General features: G+C 44.1%; 25 protein-coding genes and 3 pseudogenes. 16 read left to right on the forward strand and 12 right to left on the reverse strand.

The features are described 5' to 3' along the window. The first annotated feature begins 70 nt into the window (after positions 1–70). Together HFV01_RS06250 and HFV01_RS06255 are read left to right on the forward strand one after the other, a co-directional pair. Positions 71–661: a Uma2 family endonuclease gene (locus tag HFV01_RS06250; protein WP_006624228.1), complete on the forward strand. Its 591-nt coding sequence runs from the start codon at positions 71–73 to the stop codon at positions 659–661. A gap of 8 nt (positions 662–669) precedes the next feature. After that, on the forward strand, positions 670–1,266 hold the full coding sequence (locus tag HFV01_RS06255) for a Uma2 family endonuclease (RefSeq protein ID WP_006624229.1): 597 nt from the start codon (positions 670–672) through the stop codon (positions 1,264–1,266). Here the strand turns inward: HFV01_RS06255 and xth are convergent. The 5 genes from xth to ileS all read right to left on the reverse strand — a co-directional run bounded on the left by xth (position 1,263) and on the right by ileS (position 6,717). Further along, positions 1,263–2,054, reverse strand: a complete 792-nt coding sequence (gene xth, locus HFV01_RS06260; RefSeq protein WP_006624231.1) for an exodeoxyribonuclease III — start codon at positions 2,052–2,054, stop codon at positions 1,263–1,265. The two genes, HFV01_RS06255 and xth, sit on opposite strands and share 4 nt — an antisense overlap. Positions 2,055–2,389: 335 nt before the next feature. Beyond that, the gene (locus HFV01_RS30230) at positions 2,390–2,917 is read right to left on the reverse strand and encodes an AAA family ATPase (RefSeq protein WP_006624232.1); all 528 of its coding nucleotides are present in this window, start codon (positions 2,915–2,917) and stop codon (positions 2,390–2,392) included. 173 nt (positions 2,918–3,090) lie between these two features. After that, positions 3,091–3,513 (reverse strand): type II toxin-antitoxin system VapC family toxin, encoded by a 423-nt coding sequence (locus HFV01_RS06270; RefSeq protein ID WP_006624233.1) that lies wholly within the window; start codon positions 3,511–3,513, stop codon positions 3,091–3,093. Next, on the reverse strand, positions 3,510–3,755 hold the full coding sequence (locus HFV01_RS06275; RefSeq protein ID WP_006624235.1) for a hypothetical protein: 246 nt from the start codon (positions 3,753–3,755) through the stop codon (positions 3,510–3,512). Before HFV01_RS06275 ends, HFV01_RS06270 begins: the two co-directional genes overlap by 4 nt. Before the next feature lie 67 nt (positions 3,756–3,822). Then, positions 3,823–6,717 (reverse strand): isoleucine--tRNA ligase, encoded by a 2,895-nt coding sequence (gene ileS, locus HFV01_RS06280; protein ID WP_006624237.1) that lies wholly within the window; start codon positions 6,715–6,717, stop codon positions 3,823–3,825. 188 nt (positions 6,718–6,905) lie between these two features. Here ileS and psb30 point away from each other — a divergent pair, with 188 nt between their 5' ends. Continuing rightward, positions 6,906–7,037 (forward strand): photosystem II reaction center protein Ycf12/Psb30, encoded by a 132-nt coding sequence (gene psb30, locus HFV01_RS06285; protein ID WP_006620174.1) that lies wholly within the window; start codon positions 6,906–6,908, stop codon positions 7,035–7,037. A 99-nt stretch (positions 7,038–7,136) separates the two neighbouring features. On the opposite strand, the gene HFV01_RS06290 is transcribed toward psb30, so the two are convergent. Next, positions 7,137–7,541, reverse strand: coding sequence for a DUF4346 domain-containing protein (locus tag HFV01_RS06290; RefSeq protein ID WP_006624239.1), 405 nt, complete (start codon positions 7,539–7,541; stop codon positions 7,137–7,139). A gap of 234 nt (positions 7,542–7,775) precedes the next feature. On the opposite strand from HFV01_RS06290, the gene HFV01_RS06295 reads away from it, so the two are divergent. The 7 genes and pseudogenes from HFV01_RS06295 to HFV01_RS06325 all read left to right on the forward strand — a co-directional run. Next, complete coding sequence (locus HFV01_RS06295; protein ID WP_187758270.1) at positions 7,776–10,034, forward strand: ribonucleoside-diphosphate reductase subunit alpha; 2,259 nt, start codon at positions 7,776–7,778, stop codon at positions 10,032–10,034. Between the two features lie 150 nt (positions 10,035–10,184). Beyond that, a complete protein-coding gene (locus HFV01_RS06300; protein ID WP_006668400.1) occupies positions 10,185–10,397 on the forward strand; it encodes a hypothetical protein in 213 nt (70 codons plus the stop codon). 363 nt (positions 10,398–10,760) lie between these two features. Beyond that, positions 10,761–11,243 (forward strand): annotated as a pseudogene (locus tag HFV01_RS06305) (ribonucleotide-diphosphate reductase subunit beta); the annotation flags it as partial. Between the two features lie 318 nt (positions 11,244–11,561). Then, a pseudogene (locus HFV01_RS06310) lies at positions 11,562–11,942 on the forward strand (ribonucleotide-diphosphate reductase subunit beta); the annotation flags it as partial. 225 nt (positions 11,943–12,167) lie between these two features. Next, positions 12,168–13,019 carry a type I methionyl aminopeptidase gene (map, locus tag HFV01_RS06315; protein ID WP_006624242.1) on the forward strand — a complete coding sequence of 284 codons (852 nt, stop codon included), beginning with the start codon at positions 12,168–12,170 and terminating at the stop codon, positions 13,017–13,019. A 148-nt stretch (positions 13,020–13,167) separates the two neighbouring features. Beyond that, on the forward strand, positions 13,168–13,908 hold the full coding sequence (locus HFV01_RS06320) for a response regulator transcription factor (RefSeq protein ID WP_006624244.1): 741 nt from the start codon (positions 13,168–13,170) through the stop codon (positions 13,906–13,908). A gap of 245 nt (positions 13,909–14,153) precedes the next feature. Beyond that, positions 14,154–14,545 (forward strand): annotated as a pseudogene (locus HFV01_RS06325) (zinc ribbon domain-containing protein); the annotation flags it as partial. Between the two features lie 236 nt (positions 14,546–14,781). On the opposite strand, the gene HFV01_RS06330 reads toward HFV01_RS06325, so the two are convergent. Both HFV01_RS06330 and HFV01_RS06335 read right to left on the reverse strand, forming a co-directional pair. Next, the gene (locus HFV01_RS06330; protein WP_193520915.1) at positions 14,782–15,543 is read right to left on the reverse strand and encodes a PHP domain-containing protein; all 762 of its coding nucleotides are present in this window, start codon (positions 15,541–15,543) and stop codon (positions 14,782–14,784) included. 205 nt (positions 15,544–15,748) lie between these two features. Then, the gene (locus HFV01_RS06335) at positions 15,749–16,945 is read right to left on the reverse strand and encodes a HetZ-related protein (RefSeq protein WP_006624247.1); all 1,197 of its coding nucleotides are present in this window, start codon (positions 16,943–16,945) and stop codon (positions 15,749–15,751) included. Between the two features lie 394 nt (positions 16,946–17,339). On the opposite strand from HFV01_RS06335, the gene HFV01_RS06340 reads away from it, so the two are divergent. The 3 genes from HFV01_RS06340 (at position 17,340) to HFV01_RS06350 (ending at position 18,141) form a co-directional block, all read left to right on the forward strand. After that, entirely contained in the window at positions 17,340–17,630 is a 291-nt protein-coding gene (locus tag HFV01_RS06340) for a hypothetical protein (protein WP_006668404.1), read from the forward strand. Between the two features lie 36 nt (positions 17,631–17,666). Then, positions 17,667–17,921: a hypothetical protein gene (locus tag HFV01_RS06345; protein WP_006668405.1), complete on the forward strand. Its 255-nt coding sequence runs from the start codon at positions 17,667–17,669 to the stop codon at positions 17,919–17,921. Between the two features lie 73 nt (positions 17,922–17,994). Further along, on the forward strand, positions 17,995–18,141 hold the full coding sequence (locus tag HFV01_RS06350) for a hypothetical protein (RefSeq protein ID WP_193520917.1): 147 nt from the start codon (positions 17,995–17,997) through the stop codon (positions 18,139–18,141). Between the two features lie 229 nt (positions 18,142–18,370). Here the strand turns inward: HFV01_RS06350 and HFV01_RS30235 are convergent, their stop codons facing one another. Then, positions 18,371–18,505, reverse strand: coding sequence for a hypothetical protein (locus tag HFV01_RS30235; protein ID WP_257720169.1), 135 nt, complete (start codon positions 18,503–18,505; stop codon positions 18,371–18,373). Between the two features lie 53 nt (positions 18,506–18,558). Between HFV01_RS30235 and HFV01_RS30240 the strand changes: the two genes are divergently transcribed. Both HFV01_RS30240 and HFV01_RS30245 read left to right on the forward strand, forming a co-directional pair. Further along, on the forward strand, positions 18,559–19,302 hold the full coding sequence (locus HFV01_RS30240) for an AAA family ATPase (protein WP_006668406.1): 744 nt from the start codon (positions 18,559–18,561) through the stop codon (positions 19,300–19,302). Further along, the gene (locus tag HFV01_RS30245) at positions 19,269–19,730 is read left to right on the forward strand and encodes an AAA family ATPase (RefSeq protein WP_006624252.1); all 462 of its coding nucleotides are present in this window, start codon (positions 19,269–19,271) and stop codon (positions 19,728–19,730) included. The genes HFV01_RS30240 and HFV01_RS30245 overlap by 34 nt, the downstream gene beginning before the upstream one ends. Here the strand turns inward: HFV01_RS30245 and HFV01_RS06360 are convergent. From HFV01_RS06360 to HFV01_RS06370, 3 genes are all read right to left on the reverse strand, one after another. After that, positions 19,727–21,655 (reverse strand): cation:proton antiporter, encoded by a 1,929-nt coding sequence (locus HFV01_RS06360; RefSeq protein WP_006668407.1) that lies wholly within the window; start codon positions 21,653–21,655, stop codon positions 19,727–19,729. The two genes, HFV01_RS30245 and HFV01_RS06360, sit on opposite strands and share 4 nt — an antisense overlap. Before the next feature lie 218 nt (positions 21,656–21,873). Next, positions 21,874–23,220 (reverse strand): GH25 family lysozyme, encoded by a 1,347-nt coding sequence (locus tag HFV01_RS06365; RefSeq protein ID WP_006668408.1) that lies wholly within the window; start codon positions 23,218–23,220, stop codon positions 21,874–21,876. A 152-nt stretch (positions 23,221–23,372) separates the two neighbouring features. Continuing rightward, a complete protein-coding gene (locus tag HFV01_RS06370; protein WP_006624255.1) occupies positions 23,373–24,035 on the reverse strand; it encodes a class I SAM-dependent methyltransferase in 663 nt (220 codons plus the stop codon). Between the two features lie 180 nt (positions 24,036–24,215). Between HFV01_RS06370 and trxB the strand changes: the two genes are divergently transcribed. Further along, complete coding sequence (gene trxB / locus HFV01_RS06375) at positions 24,216–25,568, forward strand: thioredoxin-disulfide reductase (RefSeq protein ID WP_193520918.1); 1,353 nt, start codon at positions 24,216–24,218, stop codon at positions 25,566–25,568. Positions 25,569–25,572: the final 4 nt, after the last annotated feature.

The raw sequence follows: 25,572 nt of genomic DNA on the forward strand, positions 1-25,572 counted from the left end.
TTTATTAATCTCAATGTTTGTCTGCATTCAAAATATGATATAATCTTAATTACTATTGGAGAGTTAGCAAATGATTGCCACACCCAATTTTGCCAATGTATCCCCAGATGATTACCTAAAACTAGAGGAGCAAAGTTCTGTCAAGCATGAATATATTGATGGGGAAGTCTACGCTATGGCGGGTGCAACTGATACCCATGTTACTATTGCTGGAAATATATTTGCCCTACTTCGCGCCCAGGTCAGAGGTTCTAGTTGTCGGGTGTATATATCAGATATGAAAGTCCGTATTCAAAAAGCCAAAAGTGAGCGTTTTTACTATCCCGATATTCTCGTAACCTGTGACCAGCGTGATAGAGATACACCCACCTATAAACAATTTCCTCAACTTATCATTGAGGTATTGTCCGACTCCACAGAAGCCTTTGATAGGGGTGATAAATTTATGGACTATCAAAGTCTTGATAGCCTACAGGAATATATATTAATTAATACCCGTCATCCTCGCTTAGAGATTTTTCGCCGTCAGGATGACAGTTGGCTATTTAATAGTTATAGTTTATCTGAGGATACAGACGACACTACTTTTCATATTGTTAGCCTGGATTTCACCGAACAAATTGCCGCCATTTACGAAGATGTTAACTTTAATAATCAATAAATATAAATATGATTGCCACACCCAATTTTGTCAATTTATCCCCAGATGATTACCTAAAACTAGAAGCCCAAAGTTCTGTCAAGCATGAATATATTGATGGAGAAGTCTACGCTATGGCGGGTGCAACTGATACCCATGTTACGATCGCTTTAAATATGGCGATCGCACTTCGTAATCATCTCAGAGGCTCTAGTTGTCGGGTGTATATATCAGATATGAAAGTCCGTATTCAAAAAGCCAAAAGTGAGCGTTTTTACTATCCCGATATTCTCGTAACCTGTGACCAGCGTGATAGAGATACACCCACCTATAAACAATTTCCTCAACTTATCATTGAGGTATTGTCCGACTCCACAGAAGCCTTTGATAGGGGTGATAAATTTATGGACTATCAAAGTCTTGATAGCCTACAGGAATATATATTAATTAATACCCGTCATCCTCGCTTAGAGATTTTTCGCCGCCAGGATGACAGTTGGCTATTTAATAGTTATAGTTTATCTGAGGATACAGACGACACTACTTTTCATATTGTTAGCCTGGATTTCACCGAACAAATTGCCGCCATTTACGAAGATGTTAACTTTAACTTACCCGAAAACTAAGTTCCGATTTCTAAAATAACGGGTGCATGATCACTCGGTTTTGGTTGGGTTCTGGGTTCAGTGTCAATGTAACAAGCGATCGCATTTTGATAGAGTCCAGGACTTAGATAATGGTGATCAATTCTCCAGCCTCGGTTGCGGGTAAATGAGGCGGCGCGGTAGTCCCACCAGGTAAAATGTCCGCCGTCTTGGGTAAACTTACGAAAGCCGTCTGCTAAACCCAAATTAGCGATCGCATCTAAGGCTTGACGTTCCGCCGCCGATGCCATAATATGATTTTCCCGGTTTTGAGGATTATAAATATCCCGATCTTCTGGCGCAATATTAAAATCACCACAAATACACAGATGAGGATATTTGATTAACATCTGTTGTAGATAATCCCCTAATCGGTTTAACCACTGTAACTTATACTCATATTTATCACTTCCCACACTCGACCCATTCGGGATATAAACATTGACAATACAGATATCATCAATCACCCCAGCAATTACCCGTTTTTGGTCGTCCAATTCCCCCACCTGGTCAGCACCCAAAATCGGAGTAAATCCCATAATTACAGACTCGATATTTAGGCGACTAAAAATTGCCACCCCATTATAGGCTTTTTGACCATAAATATAGACATGATAGCCCAATTCTTCAAAAGGCGATCGCGGAAAATCTTGATCAATAACCTTAGTTTCCTGTAGGCACAAAACATCAATATCCTGACCTTGTAACCAGCTCAAAACTTGGTCTTGTCTAGTCCGAATTGAATTCACATTCCAGGTAGCAATTTTCATATTTAGTCGGGGAAGAAAACATGATTGTTAATTATACCAAAACTCATGTAAACTTACAAATATTGCCTGGGATATTCTGAGCATAGATAAACTCTGGTCAAGTAATTATAGGGGTAAGGATATCTCCCCTTTGATTTTATCCTCCACCCTACAGCTTTCAGAGATTCATCGACGTTTCGCGATCGCATTTTCTCTGAGCAATTTAGTCTGAGCAATTTGGTCTGAACAATTGCGATCGATACCATAATATCTCACCGGAGATTTAGGGCTAAGATTAATAACCCCATTAGGTCAATCCCTGGTCAACACAGAAGGGCGATCGCATTTTTTAACCATCAACGAATGATGAAATTGGGCTTTAAGAAAATACATCTGGACAAATAAATTCTACTTTTACTCCATGAGTGGCTAATTGATCGCCAAAATCTCGCCAATCTGAATCTACCGCATTTAATATGGGCGATTGATGGTGCGATCGCCACCGCGACAAATTGGCGATCGGATAAATCAAGACCATCCAGATTTGGAGCAATGGAAAATAATGTGCGATCGGGTTCCCTTTCTAAATCGGGAATTTCTAGTAAATTGGGCAGCTTCCACTCGACAGAAATATAGAGTTTTCCCGGAATTTGATGGTTATGCAAGATGTCCGAAAATGTCCCCAACTCAACATAAGCCCCCCTCGTTTCCAGTACCCGTTGGCGATCGACTGCTTCAACAGTTTGCTTCAGCATCAGTAATAGTTGTAAGATGGAAGTTTTTCCCGAACTATTGGTGTCAAAAAAGCCAGTCAATGGGGCGATTCTGATGTAGCCAGTATCCTGCCAGGATTTGAAAGATTTGGCGCGTAACTGGGTAATCATTTTTATGGTTTACGATATCTCCTTAACAATTAAGACTAATACATATTACTATCGGGCTTGCCTCTTAGACTGAGAAAAAAGGAGAACAACTCGGTTTTCTCACGGAACAATTCAGTTAGTAAAAATCACCCGCTAAGGCAGCCACACACCGATATTTTGTCTACTTGTGATAATTATCGCTCGTTAGGAATCACTAAAGGGATGATTTCATTTTTATTTTTCCGATAGATTCTAAAGTCACTATCAAGGGTCAAGACAAGGCTATTCGGATCAATCTCTGCCATACGCACTAAACAGGCATCTGCTAGAGACATCGGAACAGACTGGTAACGTTGCATTAATTGATGAACCATCGAAAATTCATCGATGAGTCTAAACGGAATTTTGAGCTTTTGGCTGTTAATCAAGTTGAGAATGGTTGTTTCTGCACCATAAATTTTTCTGAACAAAAAGCAGGTTTCAGTTATCACAGGTTCGCAGGTTATGATTGGTGAAGAAATATTGTTTAGTTGATTTTTGACCCAACTATGGTATTGTTCGCTACGGTTTAAAAGAGCAACCAGAAACCCTGTGTCAATAATTACTGTTGGTTTCATTCTGTACCGAATCCTTCTAAGTATTTTTTATTGGTGGCTAAATCGCCGGGTCCCCCTTCTAGGCATCCGATAAATTCATGGGCATCTTCTAAAAACGATCTGCTTTCTAGGGATACATCTGTTTTTTCGGTCTTGGTTTCTGGATAACGTTTTTTGAGAAGTTGAATGAAGTCAATGAGTAAGTCTTGCGCTTCTGGTGGCAGAGTTTGAATGTCGTTTTGAATTTGGTTTAGATTATTCATACTTGTAATCTCCTATGAAGTAGGAAAAATTTAATAAACCGGGTTGGGAGAAACCCGGTTTCTGTGGTTAAAACTCTCCGGCTAAAGCCGAAACACAACGTTCGCAGATGGTGGGATGTTCTGAAGACTCACCGACATGGACAGAGTAATTCCAACAGCGATCGCATTTTTCGCCCTCAGCATTCACCACAGCGATCGCCATCAATTCCGACTCACTTTTATACTGCAAATCTGCCAGTTTATCTGGATTTTCCAGTAACTCAACCTGAGAACAAATCAACAGATATCGCAAAGCATCAACGCCGTTATTCTGCTTAAATTCCGCCGGATTTGGATTCATTGCCGCTAACTGTTGACGCAATTTTTCATCTGCCACATATAGCAAGATTTTAGCATCCAGAGAAGAACCCACCATTTTATCTTTGCGCGCCTGTTCCATCACCTGATTAACCTCGGCGCGAATCTCCCGTAATTTCACCCAAAACTCTGCTAATTCAGGCTTTTTCCAGGCTTCATCTAACCGAACCCAACCAGATTCAAATACTGATAAATATGGCGTAGAATATGGTATATTTTGCCAGATATCCTCTGCCGTATGACAAAGGACAGGCGCGATCGCTTTCGCCAAATTTTCTAGGGCGATCGCCAAAACAGTCTGACAACTGCGCCGCCGGAAACCATTTTCCGCGCTAATATATAGTCGGTCTTTCGCAATATCCAAATAGAAATTGGATAAATCGACCACACAGAAATTTTGCACTACCTGAAAGAATCGGAAAAACTGATAAGTTTCAAAAGCGTCTGTCACCTCCGCAAACACTTCCGTCATGCGGTGCAACATATACCGATCTAACTCCGGTAAATCCTCATAAGCGATCGCATCTTTTGCTGGGTCAAAATCATGCAAATTCCCCAACAAAAACCGCGCCGTATTTCTAATTTTGCGGTAAACATCCGACATCTGTTTCAGGATATTTTTACCCAAAGGTACATCCGCCGAATAATCCACCGAAGACACCCACAAACGCAGGATATCCGCACCATAAGCGGGGTCTTGTTGTTGATTTTTGCCCCCATTAATAACCACAGCCGGGTCTACCACATTTCCCAGGGATTTACTCATTTTATATCCCTTTTCATCCAGCACAAAACCATGAGTTAGCACAGTTTTATAAGGTGCAATCCCATGATTAGCCACACTGGTTAATAAACTAGACTGAAACCAACCCCGATGTTGATCAGAACCTTCCAAATAAATATCAGCCGGATAAGCCAATTCTGGGCGCTGTTTAGCCACCGCCGCCCAAGAGGAACCCGAATCAAACCAGACATCCATAGTATCGGTTCCCTTGCGGTATTTCTTGCCATTATTAACGTAAGATTCCGGCAGTAATTCCTCAACCGAAAGTTTCCACCAAGCATCAGTACCGTGTTGAGCAATAATATCTTTTACATGGTTAATCGTTTCCTCATTTAGCAGAGGTTCCCCCGTTTCTTCCTCATAAAAAACTGGAATGGGAACCCCCCAACTGCGCTGACGAGAAATACACCAATCACTGCGATCGCTTACCATTGGCGTAATCCTATTTTCTCCCTGGGAGGGAATCCACTGCACCTGTTTAATAGCTTCTAAAGCCTGTTCACGGAAACCTTCCACCGATGCAAACCATTGTTCTGTCGCCCTAAAAATTGTCGGTTTTTTCGTCCGCCAATCATAGGGATATTTATGTTGATAGGGTTCCTCTTTAATCAAAGAACCCGCCTCTTGTAACGCTTCAATAATCGCGCCATTAGCATCTTTGAGAACATTTAAACCCGCGAACTCTCCCGCCTCCTCCGTAAAATCACCATTTTCATCTACTGGCGAAAGTATAGGTAAACCATAACGCTGACCTACGATATAATCTTCCTGACCGTGACCGGGTGCTGTATGAACCAAACCCGTCCCCGATTCAGTAGTCACATAATCACCACCAATTAAAATCGGACTTTCACGGTCAAATAGAGGATGTTTATAGGTGCAATTTTCTAGCAGTGCGCCTTTCACCGTAGCTTTCACAGTTAAATTAGTGTGAAAAGTAGCTGATAACCTTTCCACCAATTCCGCAGCCACCAACAGATACTTAAACTCAATAGGACTTTCTGAATCCCCTTGAGTTTCTACCACCGCATAGGTTAATTCTGGATTCAGAGCAACTGCCAAATTTCCCGGAATCGTCCAAGGCGTAGTCGTCCAGATTGCTACTCCTAAATCCGGTAAATATGGACTCAGTAACTCTCGCACCGATTCCGCTAAACTCGTAATTCTGAAAGCCGCATAAATACTGCGGGAAGTGTGACCTTCGGGATATTCTAATTCTGCTTCCGCCAGGGCTGTTTTGGAACTCGGACTCCAATGGACTGGTTTTAGACCCCGATAAATGTATCCCTTGAGAACCATAACACCGAATACAGCAATTTGAGCCGCTTCGTATTCCGGAGTTAGGGTTAAATAGGGGTTTTCCCAGTCTCCCCACACCCCATAACGTTGAAATTGGGTTTTTTGTTCTTCAACGGTTTTCAGGGCAAAATCTCGCGCTTTCTCACGCAAAGTTAGCGGGGTGAGTTGTTCCCTTTCTGACTGCTTCATCTGTTGCAGCACTTTCAATTCAATCGGGAGTCCGTGACAGTCCCAACCCGGCACATAGCGGACTTTTTGCCCCTGTAGGGTTTGGTAGCGGTTAATAATATCTTTGAGAATCTTATTCAGGGCGTGGCCTATGTGTAGCTGTCCATTGGCATAAGGCGGGCCATCATGAATTATAAACCGATCGCCCGGATTGTTTTCACAGAGGCGATCGTATATCTGGTTATCCGCCCAAAATTTTTGTAATTCTGGTTCCCGTTTGACGGCATTAGCCCGCATATCAAACTTGGTTTTGGGCAGGTTAACCGTGTCTTTGTAGGCGTTTTTTTCGGTCACGGCAGTATACTGAACGATTCTCTTGGGTTAGCAGTTTTCAGATATTTTAACTCTTTTGGGGACAGCTTGCCACAAATTCACCATCGCGCTTGTTGAGTTTTGTAACGTTCCTTAAAATAATTGGGCGATCGCCTGATATGATTAGACCTTGGTTTATATCATCGCTTTGGGAAGTTTTGGGAGGAACAATGGACTTTATTACCAACTTGTTCAGCAATGTCAATTTTGAACTGATCGCCCAGTTACTAATGCTATCACTGATTGTGATTGCTGGCCCGGTGGTGATCGTATTGTTGGCGTTTCGTGGGGGCGACCTGTAGCATCAGACCCCCAAAATCTCTGAATCCAACGGAGGCGGGTGGGTTTTACCTAGCCTCCCGTTTTCCTGTCCCTACCAGCAGACCTACATCGACTAGAATTTAGTCCTGGATGTAATCCTGTCCATTCACTAAAGCCATTTCCGCCCGGACGAACTCCCGCCCCAGGTATAGGGCATGATCAAAACAAGTCAGCGGACAGGTACTTGCTTCTTCTGTGATTTTAATACCTAATTCTTTCGCCGTTCTTCCCCGGTAAATACCAATCGGAGTCCGCTTGAGTTCCCCTTTACACGGGAAAGGTTCCCCCGTGTCTGGATCCACAGCTAGACCCTGTTCGTTGATATCGTTGCTATAATGTTCCGCGCAAATTAAGCCCTTGTCCCGGTCAATATAAATGATAAAATAGCCCCCCGGATCGAGTTGAATAAAACGCTGGGAGAGCTTGTCATCTAAGGCTATGCGTTCTTCTGGAGATAGGTTGGTGTTCGTTGATAGAGTAGACACAAAAGTTAAAAATGCGATCGCTACAATACAGTCTACTTATTACTTTACAATATCTCGATTATTTAACAGAGGATTGTATCAATTTATACAGAAACCCCCAACTGTTAAAAATTATTAATTGGGCCATTTAGCACTAGATATAGCGTAAAACGAGAAATTTGTCAATACCTGTCACTAAATATATATATAGAGTAAATTAGTAAAGCTGATTCAAATTCCAGACAGAAACAGACCATGCAAACCCTATCAACCACAACTGATACCCCCTTCAATCGCCAAATTCAGGTAATCCGGCGGGATGGATCATTAACTCTTTTGGATGTGTCCAGAATTCGCGCAGTCGTCAACTGGGCTTGTGAAGGCTTAGATGCTAACCCCATTACTTTGGAAGCTGGACTGACCACTCGCCTGAAAAATGGAGTCACCACCAGGGAAATTCAGGATAACTTAATAGGTTGTGCCTTAGAGTTGTGTAGCCCCTCAGACCCAGACTGGCGGTATGTAGCCGGGAGGCTGCATATTTGGAACTTGTGGAAAGATACCCTAGTTAGCCGTGGCTACCAATATGAGGATTATTGCCAAACCGTTACTAGCAAAGTGAAATCTGGTCAGTATGACGCGCGCTTATTAAAATATACCCCCGACCAGTTGAGAGAAGCGGGAAGCTGGATTAACCCCCAATGGGATAAAGATTATGATTATGCGGGGGCGGTTTTACTAACTAAACGTTATTTATTACCCGAGGAATTACCCCAAGAAGCCTTATTATCTTGTGCCTTATTATTAGCCGTAGTCGAAGCCCCAGAAAAACGAATGTTTTGGGCGCAGAAATTCTATCAAGCGATCGCCCTGCGTCAGATTTCTTTAGCCACCCCGATTTTAGCTAATTTGCGGATTCCTAACGGGTCTTTGAGTTCCTGTTTTATTATCGGTATGGATGATAATTTAGAGAACATATTTGACACCATTAAAGACGCTGCCCGGATTTCCAAAAATGGCGGCGGTGTTGGCGTAAATGTCAGCCGCATTAGGGCAACAGGTAGCTGGGTAATGGGTAAGCCTAACGCATCCGGTGGCGTGATTCCCTGGATTAAACTGTTAAATGATACCGCCATTGCTGTCAATCAGGGAGGCCGTCGCGCTGGCGCAATTACCGTCAGTTTAGATGTGTGGCATTTAGACATTCTCGAATTTTTGGAGATGCAAACCGAGAATGGAGACCAGCGCCGGAAGGCTTATGATATTTTCCCTCAATTAGTCATTTCTGATGAGTTCATGCGCCGGGTGCGTAACTGCGAAAACTGGACTCTGATAGACCCCTACGAAGTCCGGGTAAAATTGGGCATAGAATTATCAGAATTATGGGGTGAAGAATTTGAGTCAGCTTATCAAAAAATAGAAGCGTCTTTAGACTATGAATTAAAACTATATAAGCGGATAAATGCTAGGGAACTGTTTAAAAACATTATGCGATCGCAAGTAGAAACCGGGATGCCTTATCTGTGGTTTAAAGATACTAGCAACGCCGCCAATCCTAACCAACACGAAGGATATATTCCTGGGGGTAACTTGTGCCAAGAATCTTGGTCTAACGTCAAACCAGGAGAACTCGCCCATACCTGCAACTTAAATAGTCTAAATCTCTCTAATTTAGATTGGCAAGACCTACCCAATATTTGCGAAATAGCCGTCCGCATTTTAGACAACACCATCGAAATTACTCACCCACCATTTCAAGCCAGTATTGACCATAATCAACGTTATCGCACCATTGGCGTGGGTGTCATGGGGTTAGCGGATTGGTTAGCCAAACGGCGTTTTTCCTATAGCCATTTACAGGAAATTAGCAACCTGTTTGAAGATATCGGATTTTACTGCACTAAAACCTCAATGGAACTCTCCAAAGAAAGGGGGGCTTATCCGGCATTTGCTGGAAGTTCCTGGAGTCAAGGTAAGTTAATTGGTGCTAAACCAGTCGATTGGTTTTTAACCCACGCCGACGATAAACAAAGGTGGAAAGAATTAAGCGAAGATATCCAAAAATATGGGATTAGGAACTCTCATATAACCGCCATTGCTCCCAACACATCATCATCCTTAGTCCAAGGTTGTACCGCCAGCGTATTACCCTGTTATAGTCGTTTCTTCTATGACAAATGGGCTAAAGGAACCGTCCCCATTGCGCCTCCCTTTATTAAAGACAACTTCTGGTTTTACCCAGAGAATAAAACCCTAGACCAGCAAATTGTTGTCAAAGCCGTAGCTGCCATGCAGCAATGGATTGATACAGGAATATCAATGGAGTTGATGTTTAACCTCAATCAAGGCGTATATTTCCCCGAGGAACCCGCGCGCAGCCTTAAAGCTAAAGATATCTTTGACACCCTGATGGCTGCTTGGGAACAGGGGTGCAAAGCCATCTATTATGTGAGGACAGTTCAGCGGGACAGCTTTCAAGAATCCGACGATGCCTGCACAGCTTGTGCAAATTAGCTATAATATCCGTTACCACTAAACTTCTGGTCGGGGGCATCCTAAATTCTCCCGATTAGTTTAGTGTTGTTGATGAAAATCAGCCGCTGATAAATACAACTTTTCAGCATTGATGAACATCAACAAAAACTCCCGTTTTGGATGGAAAAAATGACGCTTGTACTAAACTTTAACGGTCACAACAATAAGCAAATCAACAAAATGCCCCTCAATCCCATCTTTAATCCTGATGGTAACGATGATGTGGCTCACCGTTCAATGTGGTTTGGCGAGACTACCAACCTAATGCAACTCAATGATGTTCGCTATTCTTGGGCAGTCGGTTTATACAAGCAAATGCGCGAAAATTTCTGGGTTAATTAGGTAGCCCAGATTAAACCCCTTGAAAACGGGGGAACTCTGGAGTTGCATGGTTCGCCAAAACTGGGGATAACCGACAAGGAACCTTACCAAGTTGATGTTAAACAAAGAAAAGGTTTTTTTGCGCTAATGGCGATCGCATATAGCACTACAGACAATCCCGTGCCCAGCTCACAGATACTGAGAAGGTGTAGAGACTATCCAGGTTATGGAGTAGGCAGTAAGCGGTTGACTGTCGAAGCGGGGGGCTCTTTTGTTTCACAAGAGATGATGATATAGTCCGATCTATGTGGTGACACATAGCAGCTTGAATAAAGCGGGCAACACCTAGCGACTGTTGTTGAACATCAATGACCTGAAAAATTAGACATCACCCAGGATGTTGTCGATTACACTAATTTAACCCCTGATGAACGGACGGCATTTGATGGAATTCTATCTTATTTAACTTTCTTGGATTCCATTCAAACCTGCAACATTCCGTATCTGAAAAATAGTGTAACTGCCCCAGAAGTCAGCCTCTGTATGGCCGAACAAATCTCTCAAGAAGGAATGCACAATCAGAGTTATCAATACATGATTGAAACTATCATTCCTTCGGAACGGAGAAACTACGTTTATGACTTTTGGCGCACCGATAAAGTTTTACGCGATCGATGTGAGTTTATCGCCGGACTTTATCAAGAATATGTTGATGATCCCACCCCGGAAAATTACTTTGTCTCATTGATGGCAGATTACTTGTTAGAAGGAATGTACTTTTATAATGGGTTCATTTTCTTCTACAATTTGGCATCGCGAATGTTAATGCCTGGAAGTGCCGATATTTTCAAGATGATTAACCGTTAATGTTAGCGGCTATTGTCAGTAATGATAATAGAAAACCCCTTGAATTCAGGGGAAGTCTCATTGAGATAATCCTGAGCGAAACCTATGCTAATTAGCAGAATGTTCAAACTATGTCAGAGTTAAAATCTGGTAACTGTTATGAACAAGGGACGTGCAAAGACCATCCAGAAATGGAGTAGAGTCAAGCGACTCGAAGCGGGGGGAATCCTTCTTACATAAGCTAAGGATTGTGATATGGTCTGTTCTATTCGGCGACGGGTAGCTGCTTAAATCAAGCGGGTAGGGAATAGCGACCCCTACTGAACATTAAAGGACGAACTTTCTCATGTGCGGTTATTCCAGAAAATTATCCCGGAAGCTATGGCAATTTTTCCCCATTCCCAAGACCGGATTTATGAAATGTTCGATGCGGCTGTTCAACATGAATGCCGCTGGACCAATCATATTGTTGGTAACAACATTTTGGGAATTACTGAACACAGTACAGAACAGTACACTAAATATCTCGCTAATATCCGACTGCGTTCTATTGGTTTAGAATCCCTCTATAGTGACCCCAAATACCAAAAGAGTCCCTATACTCATTTAGAGCGTTTCTCGGATACTAAAAAAGAAGCTCACACTAAGGCGAACTTCTTTGAAGCCAGTGTTACCAGTTATGTGATGTCTTCTGGGGTGAGTGGCTGGGATGAAATTTGAGGATTACCCACCACTAAACTGTTAGCAACGCAACCAAGACAGGAAGAGACTATCACAAACCTTCTTCCTGTTTTGATTTCTACGGTCAGCCTCTGACGCGGAATTGCTACCATGAGTAATAATACTGAATGTTTCAGACCCATATAACCCAGACATTCCTCAACAGGTGTTCTACAATAAGATATTGCACCCCTGTAAAATTCCATTGATCCAATCTTCGAGATAATGAGAAAACTGTTTAGCGATTTAATTTCCAAACCAGCACCCCCAGCCCAACCCCAACCCCAACCCCCCCAAATTAAAAAACGCCGTGGCGGTATCAGCATTAAAACCCCCGAACAAATCGAAATCATGCGAGAGTCGGGTAGAATAGTCGCGACAGTCCTCAAAGAGATCTCACAACAGATCAAACCTGGTATGACTACCGCAGAAATCGATGCCTACGCTGAAAGGCGGATTAGGGAATTAGGCGCTGTTCCTAGCTTTAAAGGCTATCACGGCTTCCCGGCTAGTATTTGCATCTGCATTAATAACGAAGTAGTCCACGGTATCCCCCGTAAAAATAAGGTGATCCGTAACTCAGATGTGGTAAAAGTCGATACAGGAGCCTACTACCAGGGTTTTCATGGAGACTCCTGCATCACTATTGCTATTGGTGAAGTGACACCATCAGCTAGTAAACTGATTAGAGTGGCTGAAGAATGTCTGTATAAAGGCATTGAACAAGTCAAAGCTGGAGCCTACTTGCTAGACATCGCTGGAGCTATTCAAGACCACGCAGAAGCTAATAACTTTCAGATTGTCCAAGAGTTTACAGGTCATGGGGTAGGAGAAAACCTGCACGAGGAACCTTCGGTGTTTAATGTCCGCACCTATGATTTACCTAATGTCAAGCTCAAAGCAGGTATGACCCTAGCCATTGAACCTATTTTAAACGCTGGCTCTCGATTTACCCGTATCCTTAGCGATCGCTGGACGGCAGTTACGGTTGATAACGCCTTATCTGCCCAATTTGAGCATACTGTATTAGTGACTGAAAACGGCTACGAAATTTTAACCGATCGCCATCAAGTCTAAACAGATACCCCACCAGCCAAAACAGGTAAATTTTCCTCAACCCTACTAAATACCCCCTCCCTTGGGTCTAGGGTTGAGGAGAGATCCACTTTCCCCGGCTTCGGCTGATAAGTCATCAAACCTGTTAACTTTTATCAACTTTATAAAAATGTCAAATCAAATCCCAGAAAATGAGCCACAAGGGGAAGAAATACCCCCAGTATCTCCTCGACTTTTATTAGTAGATGATGAACCGGGATTAAGGGAAGCTGTCCAAGCCTATTTAGAGGACAGTAACTTTATTGTAGATGTCGCGGAGAATGCTAAACTGGGCTGGGAATTACTACAGCAAAATCTACCAGATTTGGTAATTACTGATATTATGATGCCGGAAGTTGACGGCTATCAATTCCTCGAACAAATGCGGTCAGAACCCAAATTTAAAGCACTTCCTGTGGTGTTTTTAACTGCTAAAGGTATGAAAGGCGATCGCATTCAAGGTTATCAAGCCGGTTGTGATGCCTATTTATCTAAACCCTTTGACCCAGAAGAACTGGTAGCCATTGTTAAAAACCTGTTAGAACGTCGAGCCGCCACCCGCCAGGAAGCCGAAGAAGGCACCCCAGATATTACCGCCTTAGCTGGACAAATTGCCCGCATTGAAAATATGCTCAAGGGTAAAACTGGCATCAATTTGAGTCCTTCCCCCATTAAAATTGACCTAACACCCAGAGAACAAAGTGTTTTAGATTTAGTCGCTCAAGGACTAATGAATAAAGAAATAGCCAGCCGTTTAGAAACCAGTGTCCGCAATGTCGAAAAATATGTGAGTCGGTTATTTACTAAAACTGGAACTAATAGCCGCACTGAATTAGTCCGTTATGCTCTCGAACACGGTTTAACCAAGTGAAAATACTTGGGTATTTGTTAAGATTTATTGAGAATCATCATGAAATCTCCATTTTTTTGTTAGCATTCAGTCAGAGAGCATGATTTAATCTCAAATTAGGTTAACATTTTACGGCAATACAGTATAATACCAAGTATGGGTGCGAGACCTTCGGGTATGAAATAGAGCTGAAATGGGCGAAATAACTACCCGGTGAGGACTTCAACCCCTTGGTTGATTGGGTCGCATCCCTGGCCATCCCATAACACAGCCTGATTTTTTGGCCCACCTTCGAGACTTCCAATATGGTTGCCAAGGTGAAGCGTCTAATCAGGTCTAAGACTGCCCGCGCCATGCTGACATGGGCGCATTATCGATTCAAACTAACCCTGAGACATCAAGGGGAAATAACTGAACAGTTGTAGATGTGACCGAAGAATACACCAGCAAAACCTGTACTCACTGTGGTCATGTCCATTCCCAGCTAGGTGGCTCAAAAGTGTTCCGATGTCCGGAGTGCGGGTTCACTCTACCACGGGACTGGAACGGTGCTTTTGGAATCTTTCTAAAAGCTTTGCGGGATACCGCCTCTGTTACCTTAACGGGTAATAGTGCTATCGTCGCATTGTCCGGGAACAACCGGAAAAATGTCGCGTAAATGTATCAGTTCAAATTGACAACAGTCAATCCGATTATGAAAACCTCTGTTTGGCATAAAGAATCAGTATCAACCCTAATCCAAACATTTTTACTCCTGGTGCTGCTGTTGAGTTTTTTCCTGATGATTAGTATGGCAGGCACCGTTTGAGATTAGAGATGATCGAATTATCGCGATGCACTATGCTCAATGACCAAAAATACACCCCGTCTCTTTTGAGCGGGGGAGTTGGAAATTTAAAGTCGCACTAATAGGTTAAGGCCGTGGGTATCGGTGCCACAGGTAGGCAGTAAATTGTAATCCCAAGCCAGTTGTTGTATTTCTTCAGTAATTTTCGGCGTTGGATACCAGGGGTTAGTCCGGCGATAGCCATAGAAAACCTCAACGCCATCAATTCCTAGGCGACTGGCTTCGGGGATGAGTTCTGCGGATGGGCGGCGATAGCGTGCTGGGTGAGCTAAAACAGCTAGACCGCCAGCATTTTGGATAGCGGCAATCACAGCCCCAGCCCCGGAATTTTGACGAGGGGCGGAATGATGCTGTAAATAGGGATAGATACTGGGAGCATCTGGGTCAAAAGCATAGCCCAAAATATGCACGTCGGTTTCCAGGAGGTGGGCGTTAATTTCAACACCCGTCCACAGGGTCAGGGATGGGATGTTGTCTGGTTCGCAAGCATGACTTTTCCGGTGATTTAACCAATGCTGGGCGATTTGATAGCCCTCAGTGGTATGGTGGTCTGTGATGGCAAGTCCTTTGAGTCCAATAGCGATCGCCTGTTGAATTAGGGCGATCGGGTCAAGCTGTCCATCCGATTTCGTGGTATGAGCATGGAAATTGTAGGATGTGGGACAGCTATCCGCATCAATTCCCTGTAAGACTTGAATAAGTGCTGACCGACTCATAGCCGTAGACTCAACATATTGCTTCTGAGCATTTTCCCAAGTTTTCGATAAACTGGAGAAGGATGCAGAAGCCGGGACAAGATTGACTGACATAGCCGTCGATTTCTTAATAAACCTTTACCTACATCTACTGTATCGAATTTATCAGGCCTGATGTGGGATTTCGGCTGATTTAAGGACGATTTTAGATTTAAAATTCTTATATATACTTACTAATTCTTATATATACTTACTAACTGCCATTTTAGGGAAGGATGGGGCGATCGGGTGGAATTGCCGATGCCCATTTTTCCCCACCCTAAGCTGATGCTTCACTGTTGCGATAACTAGCCGCCTGATTAAGCAATTTAGACCAACGCTTCTGTACCTGTTTGGGAGTACATTTGAGAGCGACTGCGATCGCCTTATCAGTTTCTCCATCCCGCTTGAGTTGCAATAAAGTCCTTTCCGCCAGAGACAGATTATCTTGAAACACCCGCCATTGCTCAGTAGTCATCCCCAGTTTTTGGTCTAAGTCCGCTCCCAACCACTCATGAACCAGTTTCCAGTTATTAGAGTGAGCAAACTTTTCGACATGGTACTTAAACCGTTGTTGTAAGTAGTCCCGTTGACGAGGGGTGAGATTAAGGGCCTTATCAATATCGCCGGCTTGCCAATCCTGAAGTTTCAGAACCAGATAATCTACACAATCATTCTGACCCTGAGCTTCCAAATATTGTATCAGTTCTGCAATCACGCGATCGCGCAATACAGCATCAGCCGGGTCAACCATCTCAGACACCATCAAATCGCGAATTTGCTGCATAGCGTGGGTGCGACTTTGAGCCTCAGCTTCCTCAGTTTTGCCCCCCTCAACCGCCAATTCAATATCAAGAGACATTTCTGGGGGTTGACCTTTAGCAAAACCTTGAGCCCGCAGGACGATTAACCGTTGGCGGTTGCGACCCGGTAAACCAATCTGACGCTTGGCATATTGTTCTGTAAAAGCCATATATTCAGAGAGTTCTAACCGAGTTTGGGGGGTGTATTCCGCTTCCAGTTGATGTTCACGACGAAACGCCCGCAGAGACTCAATATAGAAGCCTTGGAGGAAATCTTCAATCAAATTATACCGAGCCTGGAAATGCAGATTAGAGTTAAAAGGAGCCACATGGCGGTACACCATCGCCGCCAAATTTGAGTGCAGTTCAACCCGACCTTGGCGAGAACCCAGACGATAGTATTGTAAGCATTTTTGCAGGCGATGGCGGGCTAAGTTCAGTTGCCAGGTTCCTACTTCCCCGGAATCTTGAATCCGCTTGCTTTTGCTGCAAATGCGATCGACTTCTATAGCAATTCGCATCATTACTGACTCGCTGCTGGCTGGTTTCAGTTTCAGAACTTGCTGAATTTCCTCTAGGAGGCTGTTAACTACCGTTTGAGTATGTAAGGTCTCAACACTGTTATCTGACAGTTCAGGGGCGGCGACGACGTTGGTAGAATTAGTATTAAACATTTTAATTACCTGGTATAAGTGGGCTGTTGCAGAGGTTGAGGCGTAGGTGCAAGGTCTTGGCTGGCTTGTTTGTTTCCCTGTCCTGATTCAACTCTCTACAATTTGAATAGTAGGAGCAACCACATTCAAACAGGGTCTGAACTGTTCCACTCTTTTAAGTAACTGCAATCACTGCTAGGGTGAACTGACCCACTATGTGAATATCACTCTCGAACCTATTTCGCTCAAACTCCCTCTGGATAAGGATTTAGACATCAGCGCGATCGCTCCTTTTCCCCCATCGTTCAACCTATAGGGCTACCCCCATTTCGTAGACAGTTACCTAACTGGTTCCTTCTGTAGTCTTCTCAAATGGATCTTGGGTTCCACGCTCTATCCACCCAACCTATTAAATATGTTGGGTTCCACTACAGTTACAGAAAACCCCCTGATGTTGGGTTCCACTACAGTTACAGAAAACCCCCTGATGTTGGGTTCCACTACAGTTACAGAAAACCCCCTGATGTTGGGTTCCACTACAGTTACAGAAAACCCCCTGATGTTGGGTTCCACTACAGTTACAGAAAACCCCCTGATGTTGGGTTCCACTACAGTTACAGAAAACCCCCTGATGTTGGGTTCCACTACAGTTACAGCAAAACCCCCTGATGTTGGGTTCCACTACAGTCACAGCAAAACCCCCTGATGTTGGGTTCCACTACAGTCACAGCAAAACCCCCTGATGTTGGGTTCCACTACAGTTACAGAAAACCCCCTGATGTTGGGTTCCACTACAGTTACAGAAAACCCCCTGATGTTGGGTTCCACTACAGTTACAGAAAACCCCCTGATGTTGGGTTCCACTACAGTTACAGAAAACCCCCTGATGTTGGGTTCCACTACAGTTACAGAAAACCCCCTGATGTTGGGTTCCACTACAGTCACAGCAAAACCCCCTGATGTTGGGTTCCACTACAGTTACAGCAAAACCCCCTGATGTTGGGTTCCACTACAGTCACAGCAAAACCCCCTGATGTTGGGTTCCACTACAGTCACAGCAAAACCCCCTGATGTTGGGTTCCACTACAGTTACAGAAAACCCCCTGATGTTGGGTTCCACTACAGTTACAGAAAACCCCCTGATGTTGGGTTCCACTACAGTCACAGCAAAACCCCCTGATGTTGGGTTCCACTACAGTTACAGCAAAACCCCCTGATGTTGGGTTCCACTACAGTCACAGCAAAACCCCCTGATGTTGGGTTCCACTACAGTCACAGCAAAACCCCCTGATGTTGGGTTCCACTACAGTCACAGCAAAACCCCCTGATGTTGGGTTCCACTACAGTCACAGCAAAACCCCCTGATGTTGGGTTCCACTGCGTTACACCCAACCTACTTAAAATAGATGGCTGTATCATGGCCTGAGTTCCTGGTATAATATTCGTCTACTGGTGATTAGATGGCACAAATCCCTGAGATTCCACGAGTCCCTTCCACTGAGCATTAGAAATCTGTCGATAGTAATGTAGTAATAGCGATCGCCCTGAGCCGAAATAAATTAAATTAACAATTATTCCCATTCAGCCATCAGCTCATCCCTCCCCAAATCGATAATTAATATGCCCCCTTTTTTATGAAAATAGTAGCTCTCCGAATTAAAAACTATCGCGCCTTTGAATCCTTAGAAATTAAAGATATTCCCCCCTTCTGCGTCATCATTGGAGCCAACGGCACCGGCAAATCAACCCTCTTCGATATCTTTGGATTTCTGCGTGATGCTCTCCAAAATAATATTCGGCAAGCCCTGCAAGTTAGAGGCGGATTTAACGAAGTAGTTACCAGAGGAAAAAGCCACGAAAATATTGAAATAGAATTAAAATTCCGCATGGAAATATCCAACACAGAACGCCTGGTTACCTATATTTTGATTGTCGTTCAAGAGAAAAGACGACCCATCATCTATCGAGAAATTCTCCGCTATAAACGTGGTGAACATGGTAAACCATTTCACTTTCTGGACTTTCAAAAAGGTCAGGGATATGCTATTATCAACGAAGAAGACTTTAGCCAACCTGATGAACACCTAAAACGGGAAGAACAAAAACTTGAATCCAGCGATATTTTAGCCATTAAAGGACTAGGACAATTTCAAAGATTCAAAGCCGCCAGTGCCTTCCGTTCACTTATCGAAAACTGGCACGTTTCCGATTTTCATATTAGCGAAGCCAGAGGCAGCAAGGATGCTATGCCGAACACCTCTCCCCCACAGGCGATAATATGGCAGTCGTTGCCCAATATATCTATCAAGAACACCCGGAAATATTTGACGAAATTATCCAGAGAATGCAGCAAAGAGTCCCAGGAATTTCTAAGGTAGAAGCTCAAGAAACGCCAGATGGTAGATTAATCCTTAAATTTCAAGACCAAGCCTTTAAAGATCCTTTTATCGATCGCTATGTTTCCGATGGAACCATGAAAATGTTTGCTTATCTAATCCTCCTGTTTGACCCTAAACCTCACCCTTTACTCTGTGTCGAAGAACCAGAAAATCAACTCTATCCGAGTCTTTTATATGAACTGGCTGAAGAATTTGCCAGCTATGCTGCTAGAGGCGGACAGGTCTTTGTATCTACCCACTCTCCAGACTTTCTCAATGCTGTTCCCCTGGACAGTATTTTCTGGCTCACCAAAGAACAAGGAATCACCAAAATCTCAAAAGCCAGCCAAGATAAAAGCCTGATTAATCTCGTCAACGCCGGAGACTTACCTGGGTATCTGTGGCGTGAAGGCTGGTTGACTAGCTAGTTACTAGGTTCTTTAGCGGAAATAGTTTCGAGGTGAGGAGATGGAATCGGAACTTCCTCGACGACAGGATGCTTATCGAGGGTGAGATCGGTTTGTTGAGAACCGGATAAACGTTTAAGTAGTTTAGGTTTAGGGTCATGGAGTAAGTAAATAATACGATCGCCTGCTTGCCAAGTTTCCGCCACTGGGACTACCATTAGCTGTTCTTGACGCAACAGTAATAGAGGGAGAAACTCCCCTGACCGAATCATCGCTTGTAAATGCGATCGCTGAAACTCCAGTCCCGGTTGTCTCAGCAAAGTTTCCCCCAACTTCACCTCACGGTCTTGGACATATTGACTCCACTGTTTAAGGGGAAACTCTGGAATAAAAGCCTGTTGTACCTTCTCTTTACCATTACTGTTAGCCGTTTTCTTTTGGGGTTCTTGGGGAAAAATCGCCAACACACGGGGAGGCTGGAACTCTTCCGCCGCCCGTTGTGCTAAAACTAGATTCACCTCACCATTGCTAGTCATAGCCAGGAAAGTCCCCATAGACTCAAGTCCCGCCTCTTCCAAGACATTAGGATCAAGGGCGCTACTCTGATAAACACGCAACCCTTCATCCTTAGCCTGTTCGCAAGCCTCTGGGTCAGTATCAATAATCACCACGGACTCATTGCGTTCTTGGAACATTTGTCCAATCAGGCGGCTGATAGGATTTGAACCGACAATTACGGCTCCGGTAGCTGTAGATGATGTAACTCTTAATAGTTGAGCCACATATTTAGCCGTTAGTCCTTGGGTGACAACAGTCATAATAATCGTCAGGAAAACCAAAGCCTTAATGGAGTCTCCCCCATTCATTCCCCGTTGAGTCAACAGAATCGCAAATAGGGAAGACACAGAGGCTGATACAATTCCCCTAGGTCCTATCCAAGCAATAAAAAACTTTTGTCGCCAGTTAAGTTTACTCGATAGGGTACAAATCAAAACGTTAATGGGACGGACAATAAACATCAGAGCGAGTACAGTTAACACACTCCCCCACCCCAAGGCGACAATACTTTCTAAAGACAGATCCGCGGCTAACAGAATAAACAGCACGGACACACATAACATGGTCAGTTGTCCCTTAAAGCGGCGCAGTTGACGCATTTCTGGAACCCCGACAGAACGCACCACCATACCGGCGACAACTGCAGTCATTAGCCCCGATTCACTACTGACCAATTCAGCAGCATCATAGAGTCCCCACAGAGCAGCTAAGACGACTAAACTGGTGAGATCCTCAGACATAAACTTAGCTTGTTTGAGACTCCACCCCATTAATGCACCACCGACGACCCCGATAGTGGCACCAATTCCTAGACGAGTGATTAATTCCCGGAACAACTCCACGGGGTCAGCACTACCACTGAGAACTACATTAAGCACTAAGACGGCGAGAATAGCACCAATGGGATCGATTAGCACTCCTTCCCCTTCCAAAATCGCGGCTACGGGTCGATCCACAGAAACCTGTTTGAGTAGGGGACCAACTACAGTAGGTCCGGTCACAACGACTAAGGACGCATACAGAAAGGCGATCGGCCAGGGAAATTCCCCTAGCCAATGAGCAGCCATACCACCACCGACCAAGGTGATCAATGTTCCGGCTGTTACTAAGTTACGGATACTTCCCGAAACAGCCCCTAAAGCTCTCAGTTCTAGACTTAATCCCCCTTCAAACAGAATTAGGGCTACCGAAAGGGAGACAATGACTTCTAAGCCATCGCCGAGTAAGTTGGGATGGACTAGCCCTAAAATATCATTGCCTACTAGGATACCGAATATCAGTAGAAAGACAATGGCAGGAACTTTCAGGTAGTCCGCTAAAACTTGAGCACCGATACCACTAATGATGGTTATGACCATCAGCATGGTGATCTCAAAGGATGTGTCCATAAGGGTTACTGTCGCACGCTCAAAATATCTTTCTTAACTTGATATCAGACCCGCCATGAAACAGAGGAGGATTCCATCTGCTCCAACAAATCAAAAATTGATTATTGTTGAACTTCTGGCGGGGTAACTACTTGGGGTAGATAGTGGGAACTGGGAACAGTGAGGTTAATCTTAACCTATCCTAGATTTGGCGATCGCCTTACCCCCTATATAGCAGTTTATCGAGAACTGGGTCTACGCCATAATCTGGCAAACTCTACCATGGTAGGGGCGGGAATTTGCGTTTGTAGCCATTCGATCGCCTCTTTTTGGGTAGCAGTCCCACTGTAGAATCTACAGACATCGAGTAACCGAATATCAACCACTACTTCCGGGGTGGCGTTCCATTTCTGCTCAAATTCCAGCAAGATAGTCGCTGGAATTTCCCGCTGTAACCACCGCAGAGCTTGATTTTGGTTCGGCAGATCCCGATAATAACGGCACACATCTATAATTCTAATCGACTGGGTTTGGGGAATAGCCTGATTTCTCCACAAACGCGCAAACTCTAATAAGGTCTCCGATGGGATTCTCTCCTGTAACCAGACTAAGGCTTTATCTTCCGTCGCAGAACCACGATAGATCCTACAGATATCAATTAGTTCTAAGGTTGGTGTCGGTGCGGGTGCGGGTGCGGGTGCGGGTGCGGGTTCCGGTGCGGGTTCCGGTGCGGGTTCCGGTGCGGGTTCCGGTGCGGGTGCGGGTGTCGGTTCTGGTGTCGGTTCGGCTTCTACCCTTGGTGGGACGAAGTTTTCCACTTGACCCATTAATGCAGTCCAGGTTTTTAAGCCAGCTACCCCATTTTTTTCTTTAATGCCTTTGTTATCCTGAAAACTGATGACAGCCCTTTCGGTTCCCGCGCCAAAAATGCCGTCAATTACTCCGGGTTCAAAGCCGCGTTTTTTCAGCATTGTCTGCATCAATTCTACTTTCGGTCCCCGTTCCCCTCTGCGGATACTCTCAAAGATGTTTATATCTACCCCGCCTCGGATACCATCAACTTGACCGCGATCTGTATATTGCCAAAATACCCAGGTTTTCCATTTTCCTGGTATGGCTGGTTTTTCGGCTTGGGTATAGTGGGCGATCCATAGGGGATATTCCGAAAAGCGATCGGTGTTCAGTTGTTGCCAAAATCCTGGATAGGTGTAAATTATCGGTTGATATCCGGTGGCTGCTTCGATCGCTTCTAGCCACACAGCAGCGCGATCGCATATTGTTTTGGAATCTAGCCCGTCCGTGGTTTCAATATCTAACACCGGGGGTAAATCTCCCGGTTCCAGGGGAACAGTTCTCAGGAAGTTATCGATTTGTCCTTGAATATTGCTGGCCGGCCTAAAAAAGTGATATGCTCCCCTAATTAAGCCGTTGGCTTTGGTTGCTTTCCAATAGGGAGCAAAAACATCCGCCACAAAGGTGGCTCCCTCCGTTGATTTAATTACAGCAAACTCCATACCGGAATTAGCCACTGCTTTCCAGTCAACGTTGGGTTGGTAGTCTGAAACATCTATACCGCGTATACTCATGGGTTTGACATTTAACAATAATATTTTGATCGGGTATTGGCGAAAATTCGGATCAGCTCATCAAATCGCTATCGGGCCAGTAAATTTAGCCATTGACTCCAGTTTCGCACTTTGACTATCATACTTCTGAGTTCCGTTGATTAACAGTTATGTTAGCCGATCGCTATTTTTTCCGCCGTCCAGTGGCGATCGCTTGATGTATAAACTTTAATATCCCCTAATCCAGCTTGGTTTACCATCTCCTGCACTTCTTCTAAGGTAAATGCCGCCTGTAGGGAATCTCGGAATAGTTGTTTTTGATGCTGGTTACAGTCCCCTGCATATTCCTCTACTAGGCGATCGCGATCGGCTTCATTTTGCGGTCGCTGTAAGTCCCGCAGGAAAATCCCTCCCCCCGGTTTTAATACTCGTTTTACCTCACACAAAAAAGGTAAAGGGTCCCCTAGATGATGCACTATACTATTGGAAATTACTAAATCAAACTGACCGTCAATATATGGCAACTTTTTGGCATCCACTAAGGCTAATTCCACTTGATTACTCACTGCCGCAGCCTTGATATTACTCTCCCCTATTTTCAGCATATTTTCGGATAAGTCAATCCCGATAATTTGCCATCCTGGCTTGTGTTGGGCTATCAAAATCGGGATGCGTGCTGTTCCCGTTCCCGCATCTAATACCATCCCTTTTGATTTGGGTAAAACGGCGATCGCCTGTTCCGCAAAAGCTCTATTCACCTCTACAAAGTCCATAGAGTCATACTCTACAGCCTCCGACCAACTATCCATTACTTCCGGTTCTAACACTCGTTTCATTTAGATTCCTTTACCCATAAACTTTGACAAAAAATCATTTATTAACCTTAAATTATTATTGATGAATTATTGATTGTCAAGTCCTGAACCCTCCTCGGATGATTTTAGGAAACTTGCCTTAAACAAAGTCCTGATGGTTTATAATGAAAGATTGTATAATTTCCCCCTACCATATTGAAAATGGTTGAAAATTTAGTGATTATCGGTTCTGGTCCCGCTGGATACACTGCCGCTATCTATGCAGGACGCGCTAACCTCAAACCCATTGTATTTGAAGGATATCATAAGGGTGGGGTTCCCGGTGGACAATTAATGACCACCACAGAAGTAGAAAACTTCCCCGGTTTTCCTGATGGTATCACCGGACCGCAATTAATGGATCGCATGAAAGCACAAGCCGCGCGCTGGGGGGCTGAATTAATTACCGAAGACGTGATTAAAGTGGATCTCAGTCAAAGACCCTTTACCCTCACTTCCCCAGAGCGGGAAATCTCTACCCATAGTATTATTATTGCTACGGGAGCTACTGCTAAACGCCTAAACCTACCAGGGGAAGAAATTTTCTGGAGTAATGGCATTTCCGCCTGTGCTATTTGTGATGGCGCTAGTCCCCTATTTAAAGGAGTGGAATTAGCCGTTATCGGTGGCGGCGACTCAGCCGCAGAGGAAGCGGTTTATTTAACTAAATATGGCAGTCATGTACATCTTTTGGTGCGTCGAGATGAGTTGCGTGCTAGTAAAGCTATGCAGCAGCGGGTTTTACAAAACCCCCAAATAACCGTTCATTGGAATACCCAGGCATTTAAAGTATTTGGCAATGGTAAACTTGGGGGAATTATCGTCAAAAATAATCGCACCAACCAGGAAAGTGAATTGCGGGTTAATGGTTTATTTTATGCCATTGGTCATACTCCCAACACTGATATTTTTGAGGGACAGTTAGAACTGGATGCTGTCGGTTATATTGTCACTAAAAATAATGGCGTAGAAACCAGCGTTGAGGGTGTTTATGCCGTTGGAGATGTTCAAGATCATGAATTTCGTCAAGCGGTGACAGCGGCGGGTAGTGGCTGCATGGGGGCGATGTTGGCAGAACGATGGTTATCCTCTCATAATTTGGCTCGGGAATTTGCACAAACTCAATCATCATCAGAGACAACAGCCACTCACCCAGAAACTGAGGCCGCAGACACTGAGGAAACTTACGATATCAATAAAACTAAGCATAAAGGAAGTTATGCCCTGCGGAAACTCTACCATGAGAGCGATCGCCTAATTATGGTTAAATATGTATCCCCCACCTGCGGCCCCTGTCACAGCCTCAAACCGATTTTAAATAAATTGGTCGATGAGTTTGATGGTGAAATCCACTTTGTCGAAATTGATATAGAACAGGACCCGGAAATTGCACAAAATGCCGGAGTGATGGGAACTCCAACTATTCAGTTTTTTAAACATAAGGAGTTAGTCAGAGAAATGAAGGGGGTTAAACAAAAAAGTCAGTATCGAGATGTCATTCAAAGTAATTTATAGTTAT

This window comes from Limnospira fusiformis SAG 85.79 (assembly GCF_012516315.1).
In the GTDB taxonomy this organism is placed as follows: domain Bacteria; phylum Cyanobacteriota; class Cyanobacteriia; order Cyanobacteriales; family Microcoleaceae; genus Limnospira; species Limnospira fusiformis.

Bases quoted from the DNA above. Each gene is read 5' to 3' on its own strand.
- HFV01_RS30235 (WP_257720169.1), bottom strand. From the start codon at position 18,505: ATGGGAATAATTGTTAATTTAATTTATTTCGGCTCAGGGCGATCGCTA.
- HFV01_RS06340 (WP_006668404.1), top strand. From the start codon at position 17,340: ATGTTGGGTTCCACTACAGTTACAGAAAACCCCCTGATGTTGGGTTCC.
- HFV01_RS30240 (WP_006668406.1), top strand. From the start codon at position 18,559: ATGAAAATAGTAGCTCTCCGAATTAAAAACTATCGCGCCTTTGAATCC.
- HFV01_RS06320 (WP_006624244.1), top strand. From the start codon at position 13,168: ATGTCAAATCAAATCCCAGAAAATGAGCCACAAGGGGAAGAAATACCC.
- HFV01_RS06345 (WP_006668405.1), top strand. From the start codon at position 17,667: ATGTTGGGTTCCACTACAGTTACAGAAAACCCCCTGATGTTGGGTTCC.
- HFV01_RS06330 (WP_193520915.1), bottom strand. From the start codon at position 15,543: ATGTCAGTCAATCTTGTCCCGGCTTCTGCATCCTTCTCCAGTTTATCG.
- HFV01_RS06365 (WP_006668408.1), bottom strand. From the start codon at position 23,220: ATGAGTATACGCGGTATAGATGTTTCAGACTACCAACCCAACGTTGAC.
- HFV01_RS06295 (WP_187758270.1), top strand. From the start codon at position 7,776: ATGCAAACCCTATCAACCACAACTGATACCCCCTTCAATCGCCAAATT.
- HFV01_RS06360 (WP_006668407.1), bottom strand. From the start codon at position 21,655: ATGGACACATCCTTTGAGATCACCATGCTGATGGTCATAACCATCATT.
- map (WP_006624242.1), top strand. From the start codon at position 12,168: ATGAGAAAACTGTTTAGCGATTTAATTTCCAAACCAGCACCCCCAGCC.
- psb30 (WP_006620174.1), top strand. From the start codon at position 6,906: ATGGACTTTATTACCAACTTGTTCAGCAATGTCAATTTTGAACTGATC.
- HFV01_RS30245 (WP_006624252.1), top strand. From the start codon at position 19,269: ATGCAGCAAAGAGTCCCAGGAATTTCTAAGGTAGAAGCTCAAGAAACG.
- HFV01_RS06300 (WP_006668400.1), top strand. From the start codon at position 10,185: ATGACGCTTGTACTAAACTTTAACGGTCACAACAATAAGCAAATCAAC.
- HFV01_RS06255 (WP_006624229.1), top strand. From the start codon at position 670: ATGATTGCCACACCCAATTTTGTCAATTTATCCCCAGATGATTACCTA.
- trxB (WP_193520918.1), top strand. From the start codon at position 24,216: ATGGTTGAAAATTTAGTGATTATCGGTTCTGGTCCCGCTGGATACACT.
- HFV01_RS06250 (WP_006624228.1), top strand. From the start codon at position 71: ATGATTGCCACACCCAATTTTGCCAATGTATCCCCAGATGATTACCTA.
- xth (WP_006624231.1), bottom strand. From the start codon at position 2,054: ATGAAAATTGCTACCTGGAATGTGAATTCAATTCGGACTAGACAAGAC.
- HFV01_RS30230 (WP_006624232.1), bottom strand. From the start codon at position 2,917: ATGATTACCCAGTTACGCGCCAAATCTTTCAAATCCTGGCAGGATACT.
- HFV01_RS06275 (WP_006624235.1), bottom strand. From the start codon at position 3,755: ATGAATAATCTAAACCAAATTCAAAACGACATTCAAACTCTGCCACCA.
- HFV01_RS06350 (WP_193520917.1), top strand. From the start codon at position 17,995: ATGTTGGGTTCCACTACAGTTACAGAAAACCCCCTGATGTTGGGTTCC.
- HFV01_RS06335 (WP_006624247.1), bottom strand. From the start codon at position 16,945: ATGTTTAATACTAATTCTACCAACGTCGTCGCCGCCCCTGAACTGTCA.
- HFV01_RS06270 (WP_006624233.1), bottom strand. From the start codon at position 3,513: ATGAAACCAACAGTAATTATTGACACAGGGTTTCTGGTTGCTCTTTTA.
- HFV01_RS06370 (WP_006624255.1), bottom strand. From the start codon at position 24,035: ATGAAACGAGTGTTAGAACCGGAAGTAATGGATAGTTGGTCGGAGGCT.